The sequence below is a fragment of the Phycicoccus sp. Soil748 genome (genome assembly GCF_001428025.1).
Classification (GTDB): Bacteria; Actinomycetota; Actinomycetes; order Actinomycetales; family Dermatophilaceae; genus Pedococcus.
Genome location: NZ_LMSC01000006.1, coordinates 420,790 through 428,461 on the forward strand (window position 1 = coordinate 420,790; position 7,672 = coordinate 428,461).

At 72.6% G+C, this 7,672-nt stretch carries 7 protein-coding genes; 5 read left to right on the forward strand and 2 right to left on the reverse strand.

The window, feature by feature from the left end:
* Positions 1-60 precede the first annotated feature (60 nt).
* Genes ASG70_RS07000 through ASG70_RS07010 form a run of 3 tightly spaced genes read left to right on the forward strand, consistent with a single transcriptional unit; the run spans position 61 to position 1,024 of the window.
* Complete coding sequence (locus ASG70_RS07000) at positions 61-255, forward strand: DUF4244 domain-containing protein (RefSeq protein WP_082590233.1); 195 nt, start codon at positions 61-63, stop codon at positions 253-255.
* Positions 256-269: 14 nt separating this feature from the next.
* Entirely contained in the window at positions 270-617 is a 348-nt protein-coding gene (locus tag ASG70_RS07005; protein ID WP_056883098.1) for a TadE family type IV pilus minor pilin, read from the forward strand.
* The gene (locus tag ASG70_RS07010; protein WP_056883099.1) at positions 614-1,024 is read left to right on the forward strand and encodes an Rv3654c family TadE-like protein; all 411 of its coding nucleotides are present in this window, start codon (positions 614-616) and stop codon (positions 1,022-1,024) included. Before ASG70_RS07005 ends, ASG70_RS07010 begins: the two co-directional genes overlap by 4 nt.
* A 49-nt stretch (positions 1,025-1,073) precedes the next feature.
* Here the strand turns inward: ASG70_RS07010 and ASG70_RS07015 are convergent, their stop codons facing one another.
* Positions 1,074-1,940 carry a hypothetical protein gene (locus ASG70_RS07015; protein ID WP_156399860.1) on the reverse strand — a complete coding sequence of 289 codons (867 nt, stop codon included), beginning with the start codon at positions 1,938-1,940 and terminating at the stop codon, positions 1,074-1,076.
* A gap of 171 nt (positions 1,941-2,111) precedes the next feature.
* Positions 2,112-4,499 (reverse strand): DEAD/DEAH box helicase, encoded by a 2,388-nt coding sequence (locus ASG70_RS07020; protein ID WP_056883101.1) that lies wholly within the window; start codon positions 4,497-4,499, stop codon positions 2,112-2,114.
* Between the two features lie 76 nt (positions 4,500-4,575).
* On the opposite strand from ASG70_RS07020, the gene ASG70_RS07025 reads away from it, so the two are divergent.
* Positions 4,576-4,920 carry an anti-sigma factor antagonist gene (locus ASG70_RS07025; RefSeq protein WP_056883269.1) on the forward strand — a complete coding sequence of 115 codons (345 nt, stop codon included), beginning with the start codon at positions 4,576-4,578 and terminating at the stop codon, positions 4,918-4,920.
* Between the two features lie 257 nt (positions 4,921-5,177).
* Positions 5,178-7,643, forward strand: coding sequence for a sodium-translocating pyrophosphatase (locus ASG70_RS07030; RefSeq protein WP_082590235.1), 2,466 nt, complete (start codon positions 5,178-5,180; stop codon positions 7,641-7,643).
* Positions 7,644-7,672 lie beyond the last annotated feature (29 nt).

Here is a 7,672-nt window from a genome sequence, read left to right on the forward strand (position 1 = left end):
CTGGGAGCAGTGGGGGCGCACGGTCCCCGAGTCACCAGTCACCAACTGAAGGAGTGCGACGTGAGATGCAACTTGGCACGACGGTTCACACGGGTCCGGCAGGGCGCCGAGGCGGGCATGACGACCGCGGAGTACGCGGTGGGCACGCTCGCGGCGTGCGCGTTCGCCGCGGTGCTGCTGGCGGTGGTGCGGTCCGGCGGGGTGAAGTCGGCGCTCGCCGCGGTCATCACCGCAGCCCTGGGCGCGGCAGGCTGAGAGGAGAGGGCGGGATGGTGACAGCAGAGTTCGCCGTCGCCATCCCGGCCCTGCTCCTCGTGCTGGTGCTGGCCCTGTCGGCGGTCACGGCGGCCATGGACCAGCTCCGGTGCATCGACGCTGCTCGCGCCACGGCTCGAGCCCTGGCTCGCGGCGACTCCGACGGGGATGCCCTGGCTCTCGGCCGACCTCTGGCACCCGCGGGCGCCGAGTTCGCGCTGGGCGGGTCGGGAGACGTCGTCGAGGTGTCGGTGCGCGGGGCGGCACCGGCAGCCTTGGGCTGGCTGGGGTCCGCAGCGACCCCGCGCTCGTCCGCGGTGGCGGCCCGCGAGGATGCTGGCCAACCGGCGGGGGTCCCATGAGCCGCGACACCCGACGCAAGTGGGCCGGCGCAGGGACGCGACGTCGGCGGCTCCGAGAGGCCGGCAGCGCGACGGTCGCCACTCTCGGCGGCGCGGGGGTGCTCGTCATGCTGCTCGTCGCGGCGCTGGCGCTCGCCTCGGCCGCCGGGGCCGCGCACAGGGCGCGGGCGGCGGCCGACCTGGGGGCGCTGGCCGCGGCGGCCTCGGTGCAGGCCTCCGGTGACGCCGGCCGGGCGTGCGCTCGGGGCGCTGAGGTCGTCGCGCGCAACGCGGCCCGTCAGGTCTCCTGCATGGTCGCCGCCGACGGTTCGGTGACCCTGGTCGCCGAGAGACAGGTGGGCCTGGTGCTGCCCGGCACGACACCTGCCCGGGCACAGATCACGGCGCGGGCTGGGCCCGCGCCGTGATCGGTGTGTGGTCTCCGCGTCCGCCGCACGGATGCGGCGCCGTGGCGGCTCAGTCCCTGCGCTCGGGGTCGCGACCCATGAGCTTGTCGGCCATCGTGCGGTGCACGGGGCGGTGCTCCTGCTGCGCCGGGTCGTGCTCCCCGATCGGCGTCCCGTCGTCGGCCAGGTGGGTGCCGTCGGCGCCGTCGCGGTCCTCGCGAACGAGGTCCTCACGCATCGCGTGGTGGCGACCGAGGTCGTCATGGGTTGCACCGTCACGAGCCACGTCCCCGTGCGCGGGGTCGTCACGCGTGCGGTCGTCCTGGGTGTAGAGGCGCTCGTCGGCAGACCCGTCGTGGGCCCGCGAGGACTGCTCGCGGTCGGCGTACGCCGCGCCCGCCCCAGCACCCGCGCCGGCTCCGGCGACCCCTGCGGCAACCGGCGCCCCCGCGGTGGCCTGGCGTCCGGCGAACTCACGCTCGAGCTTGGTGCGCTCCTCGGCCCGGACGCGGTCCTCGATCTCGCGCTCGCGGCTGCGGAACTCGTCGTCGCGCTGACGGTCACGCTCGGCGAGCTTGGTCTGCAGGTCATCGTCGTGCAGCCGGTCGCGCTCGGCCAGGGCGCCCTGGTGGGTCTCGTCGGCCCGGGCGCGCTCGTCGGCGCGGATGCTCTCCTCGAGCTCCGCGCGGCGCTGTGCCTCCTTGGCCTCTCGGCCGGGCCGACGGCGGCGCTTCATGCTGCCCCGGATCATGCCGAGACCCAGCCAGAGCAGCAGCATGATGGCGGCACCGGCGATGAGCAGGGCGAGCGGTGTCAGCTCGAACTTGAAGATGCTGGGCTCGAGGGTGGCGGTGGTGTCGAGGGGCAGGGCACCCATGACGAGAAGGACCGCGGCGGCGATGGCCACCAGCACTAACAGCAGTCCGATGAGAACCACGGGATTACCTCCAGATCCGGGCGCAGTCTGCGCCGTCGCGCTTCGACACTAGTCCTCAACCTGCGGTTATGCCCGGTTCGCGACGTCTGCCCGTCGGTGCTGGAGCGCCCCTCGAAGAAGGTCGTCGCAAGCCGTCGGAGGGGCCGTGCCGCGGGCCCGACTCGCGGCCGGTCAGTCCGTCGAGGGAGCGTGGCGCAGGACGGCGGACAACAGCCGGACGGCGGCGGCCTTGTCGAGCGGCTCGTTGCCGTTGCCGCACTTGGGGGACTGCACGCAGGCAGGACACCCGGTCTCGCAACGGCAGGCCTGCACCGTGTCCCGGGTGACGGTGAGCCAGGTCCCGAACGCTTCGTAGGCGCGCTCGGCGAAGCCCGCACCGCCCGGGTGGCCGTCGTAGACCATGATCGTCGGCAGCCCGGTGTCGGGGTGCAGGGCGGTCGAGACGCCGCCGATGTCCCAGCGGTCGGAGGTCGCCACGAGCGGCATCATGCCGATGCCCGCGTGCTCGGCAGCGTGGGCCGCCCCGGGGATGTCGACCTCGGCGACGCCGGCCTCGGCGAGCCACCCGACCGGCATGGTCCACCAGACCGCCTTCGTGGTCAGCGTGCGCTGGGGCAGTTCGAGCGGGTGCGTGCCCAGGACCTCCCCGCCCGGCAGCCGCCGCAGGAAGCTGGTGACCTGGGTGTGCACCCGCACCGTCCCGAACGACACCTCGACCGGACCCCACGTCACCGACCGCTGGGCCCCGACGATGTCGAACGCGCTCACCGACTGCGCGAACGTGCTCCATCCCGGGTCGCCGCGCACCGCCGTCGCGGTGCCGGTGGTGAGGTCGAGCTCGGTCACGACGTAGGTGTCGCCCTGGTGGACGTGGACCGCCCCGGTGTGGATCTGCGAGTGTGCCGAGGCCTCGTCCACCGTCCCCAGCACGCGACCGGTGCGCTTCTCGACGATGCCGACGACGTCACCGGCGCCGCGCAGCGACACGTGGTCGCTCGCCCGGTCGCTGCGGGCCCAGAACCACCCGTGCGGCCGGCGTCGCAGGATGCCGCGGGCGACGAGGGCGTCGAGCAGCCCCCGGGCACCGGGGCCGAACATGGCCAGGTCCTCCTCCCGCAGCGGCAGCTCGGCAGCAGCGGCCGCGAGGTGAGGGGCGAGCACGTGGGGGTTGCCGGGGTCGAGCACCGTGCTCTCGACCGGCTGGCCGAAGACGACCTCGGGGTGGTTGACGACGTAGGTGTCGAGCGGGTCGTCGGCCGCCACGAACACGGCCAGCGACCGGGTGCCTGCCCGCCCGGCACGCCCCGCCTGCTGCCACAGGCTGGCGCGCGTGCCCGGCCAGCCTGCAAGGAGCACGGCGTCGAGACCGCTGATGTCGATGCCCAGCTCGAGCGCGTTGGTGGCGGCGAGGCCCAGGATCCGACCGGTCCGCAGGGCGCGTTCGAGCTCGCGCCGCTCCTCGGGCAGGTAGCCGCCCCGGTAGGCGGCGACGGCGCCGGCGAGGTGGGGCTGCACCTCCTCCAGGGTCCGTCGACAGCTCGTCGCGAGTGCCTCGACCCCGGCCCTGGACCGCGCGAACGCCACCGACTGCACGCCCGCCTCGACCAGCTCCGCCAGCAGGTCGGCCGCTTCGGAGGTCGCCGACCTGCGCGCAGGCGTCTCCCCGGAGAGGTCGACCTCGCCAGGGTCGTCAACGAGGGGGGCTGCGCCGCCCGGTTCGAGCGTGCCGGGCTCCCACAGCGCGAACGTCATGGCCTCCCGCGGCGAACCGTCCCCGGTCACCGGCGTGACCGGCAGGCCCACCAGCTTCGTGGCGTGGTCACCGGGGTCGCGCACGGTGGCGGAGGCGAGGACGAACGTGGGGGAGGCGCCGTACCGCGCGCAGACCCGGCGCAGGCGGCGCAGCAGGGCGGCGAGATGGGAGCCGAAGACGCCTCGGTAGACGTGGCACTCGTCGATGACGACGTAGCGCAGCCGTCGCAGGAACGGCGCCCACCGCTCGTGCAGGGGCAGGAGCGAGTGGTGCACCAGGTCGGGGTTGGTCAGCACGAGCTGGGCGTGGTCACGGATCCAGCGGCGCTCCTCGGTGGGGGTGTCGCCGTCGTAGGTCGCAGCTCGCACACCGGGGACGGCCAGGCCCTGCACCCGTGCGAGCTGGTCGGCGGCCAGGGCCTTGGTGGGGGAGAGGTAGAGCGCGGTCGCCCCGCGGCCGGTGGGAGCCGTCGACCCCTCGACCAGGGCGGTGAGGACGGGCAGGAGGTAGCCGAGGCTCTTGCCCGAGGCGGTCCCGGTCGCCATGACGACGTGGGACCCGGCGTGGGCGAGGTCGGCGGCCTCGCGCTGGTGCGACCAGAGCGAGGTGACCCCCGTCCCGGCGCACGCCGCGTACACCGACGGGTCGACCCAGTCGGGCCAGTCGGCGAGCTGCGCCGCCCGGGCCGGCACCTCGTGGACGTGGCGCAGTCGAGGCGCGCGGTCGCCCGCCGCGAGGCGCGCCAGGGCCGCGTCCGGGTCGAAGCCCGGGCGGGTGGCGGACGCGGTGCGGGCGGGGATGGACATTGCCGCTACGGTAATCCCGAGGGCCGACGGTGTTGCCGGTCGCCCACGCGAGATGACGTCGAGGGAAAGGGTGACCGTGGACCTGTCGGTCTCCAGCAGCGAGCAGGGCGCCGTGACCATCGTCCACGTGGCGGGAGAGATCGACGTCTACACCGCGCCGTTGCTGCGCGAGGTGCTCGACAAGCAGGTCGCCGCCGGGCGCACGAGCCTGGTCGTGGACCTCGAGAACGTCACCTTCATGGACTCCACCGGCCTCGGCGTCCTCGTCGGCCGCCTCAAGCTGGTCCGCGGCCAGAACGGCTCGCTGCGCATCGTCAGCGCCCAGGACCGCATCCTCAAGGTCTTCAAGATCACCGGCCTCGACAAGGTGTTCCACATCTACCCGAGCGTCGACGAGGCCACCGCCGCCTCCACCGTCTGAGCCACGGCCGCCTCCACCGTCTGACCCAGGGCCGGACCGGCCGGTCGACTGACGGCCTGACCTGCGGCGACTCGCGCCGAACCTCCTCTGCGGCGCCGTCCGTCGGAGTTCTCCGAGTTATTCACTGTGACGTGGCTCACCGGCCCTCCTAATCGGTGTGACGTGCATTACCCTCGCGAGCATCGTCCCCTCGAGAGGCGCGTCGCCCTGACGTGTCCGTGGGCGATCCCGCAGGTTTCCCCATCGAGGAGGATGGAATGACGCGCCTAGCGCCCGCCGCAGCTGCAGACCTGCAGCTCGACGGCACCAATCTCACCCTGGTGATCGGCGTGGCCGTGATCGCGGCCATCGCACTGGTCATGGGTGTCTTCTTCCGCCAGCAGGTCCTGGCGGCCGACGCAGGCACCGAGAAGATGCAGGACATCGGCGCCGCCGTGGAGGAAGGTGCGCAGGCGTTCCTCGCCCGCCAGTTCAAGACGCTGTCAGTCTTCGTCGTCCTCGTCTTCGGCCTGCTGCTCCTGCTCCCCGCCGACACCGCTGGAGTCCGCTGGGGACGCTCCGGCTTCTTCGTGGTCGGCGCCCTGTTCTCGGCTGCGATCGGCTACTTCGGCATGAGCCTGGCGGTCAAGGCCAACGTCCGCGTGGCCTCGGCCGCCCGTGACGGCGACCGCGACTCCGGCATGCGCATCGCGTTCCGCACCGGCGGCACGGTCGGTATGGCGACGGTGGGCCTCGGCCTGCTCGGCGCCTCCGTGGTGGTGCTCTTCTACAAGGGCGACGCGCCCAAGGTGCTCGAGGGCTTCGGCTTCGGCGCGGCCCTGCTGGCCATGTTCATGCGCGTCGGCGGCGGCATCTTCACCAAGGCCGCCGACGTGGGTGCCGACCTCGTCGGCAAGGTCGAGGCCGGCATCCCCGAGGACGACCCGCGCAACGCCGCCACCATCGCCGACAACGTCGGCGACAACGTGGGCGACTGCGCCGGCATGGCCGCCGACCTCTTCGAGTCCTACGCCGTGATGCTCGTCGCCGCCCTCATCCTCGGCTCGGCCGCGTTCGGTGCCTACGGCCTGGTCTTCCCGCTCATCGTGCCGGCCATCGGCGCGGTGACCGCCCTCATCGGCGTGTTCATCACCCGGGTCCGCCCGGGGGAGAACGCCCTGTCGGCGATCAACCGCGGCTTCTACATCTCGGCCGTCATCGCGGCCGTGCTGTCCGCGGTCGCCGCCTACCTCTACCTGCCCGACACCTTCTCGGGCCTGGGCTCGAGCGACCAGTCGGTGACCCAGCTGGCCGGCGACCCGCGCCGTACCGCGGTCATGGCGGTCGTCATCGGCATCGTCCTCGCCGCGATCATCCTGTGGCTCACGGGCTACTTCACCGGCACCGACAAGCGCCCGACCCGTGACGTGGCGCGCACATCGCTCACCGGTGCGGCCACGGTGGTCCTGTCCGGTATCGGTGTCGGCCTCGAGTCCGCGGTCTACACCGCGGTCATCATCGGCGGTGCGGTCTACCTCGCCTTCCTGCTCGGTGGCGGCTCGGTGATCCTGTCGCTGTTCCTCATCGCGCTGGCGGGCTGTGGCCTGCTCACCACGGTGGGCGTCATCGTGGCCATGGACACCTTCGGCCCGGTCTCCGACAACGCCCAGGGCATCGCGGAGATGTCCGGCGACGTCGACGGGGAGGGCGCGCAGATCCTCACCGACCTCGACGCGGTCGGCAACACCACCAAGGCCATCACCAAGGGCATCGCGATCGCGACGGCCGTGCTGGCCGCGACCGCGCTGTTCGGCTCCTACAGCGACGCCTGGAAGTCGGTCTACGAGCCGATCATCCAGGGCCTGCAGCAGCAGGCGCAGTCGGGTGCGCTGAGCCAGGACCAGATCACCGAGATCCAGTCACAGCTCACGGCGTTCGACCTGCAGATCGTCACCCCGAGCGTCCTGGTGGGCCTGCTCATCGGTGCCGCGACCGTGTTCCTCTTCTCCGGCCTGGCCATCAACGCCGTCACCCGGGCCGCCGGCGCCATCGTGTTCGAGGTGCGTCGCCAGTTCCGCGAGATCCCCGGGATCATGGAGGGCACCACCAAGCCCGAGTACGGCAAGGTCGTCGACATCTGCACCAAGGACTCGCTGCGCGAGCTCGCGACGCCCGGCCTGCTCGCGGCGCTCATGCCGGTCGCGGTCGGCTTCGGGCTCGGTATCGGGCCGCTCGCCGGCTTCCTCGCCGGCGCGATCGGCACCGGTGCCCTCATGGCCGTGTTCCTCGCCAACTCCGGTGGCTCGTGGGACAACGCGAAGAAGATCGTCGAGGACGGCCACCACGGCGGCAAGGGCAGCGACGCCCATGCCGCCACCGTGATCGGTGACACGGTCGGCGACCCGTTCAAGGACACCGCAGGTCCGTCGATCAACCCGCTGATCAAGGTCATGAACCTGGTCTCGGTGCTCATCGCGCCGGCGATCGTGACGCTCTCGATCGGCGACGACAAGAACTCGCCCGTCCGCTACGGCATCGCCGCGGCAGCGATCGTCATCGTCATCGCCGCCGTGGCCGTCTCCAAGTCCCGCGACCTCGCGATCGGTGGCGAGAGCCCTGAAGAGCTCGGGGAGGAGGAGTTCAGGGCCGCACACGCGCACACGCCCGGCTCGCTCCCGACCTCCCCGGAGGCGGGCGACGAGGCACGCGGCAGCGAGGTCCAGCAGGGGGACCTGCGCCACTGACCGCCTGACCCGAACGACGCCGGCCGGCG

What these genes read in the sequence shown, in the direction of transcription:
- ASG70_RS07005 (WP_056883098.1), top strand. Translation starts at nt 270, where the DNA reads ATGGTGACAGCAGAGTTCGCCGTCGCCATCCCGGCCCTGCTCCTCGTG.
- ASG70_RS07010 (WP_056883099.1), top strand. Translation starts at nt 614, where the DNA reads ATGAGCCGCGACACCCGACGCAAGTGGGCCGGCGCAGGGACGCGACGT.
- ASG70_RS07030 (WP_082590235.1), top strand. Translation starts at nt 5,178, where the DNA reads ATGACGCGCCTAGCGCCCGCCGCAGCTGCAGACCTGCAGCTCGACGGC.
- ASG70_RS07020 (WP_056883101.1), bottom strand. Translation starts at nt 4,499, where the DNA reads ATGTCCATCCCCGCCCGCACCGCGTCCGCCACCCGCCCGGGCTTCGAC.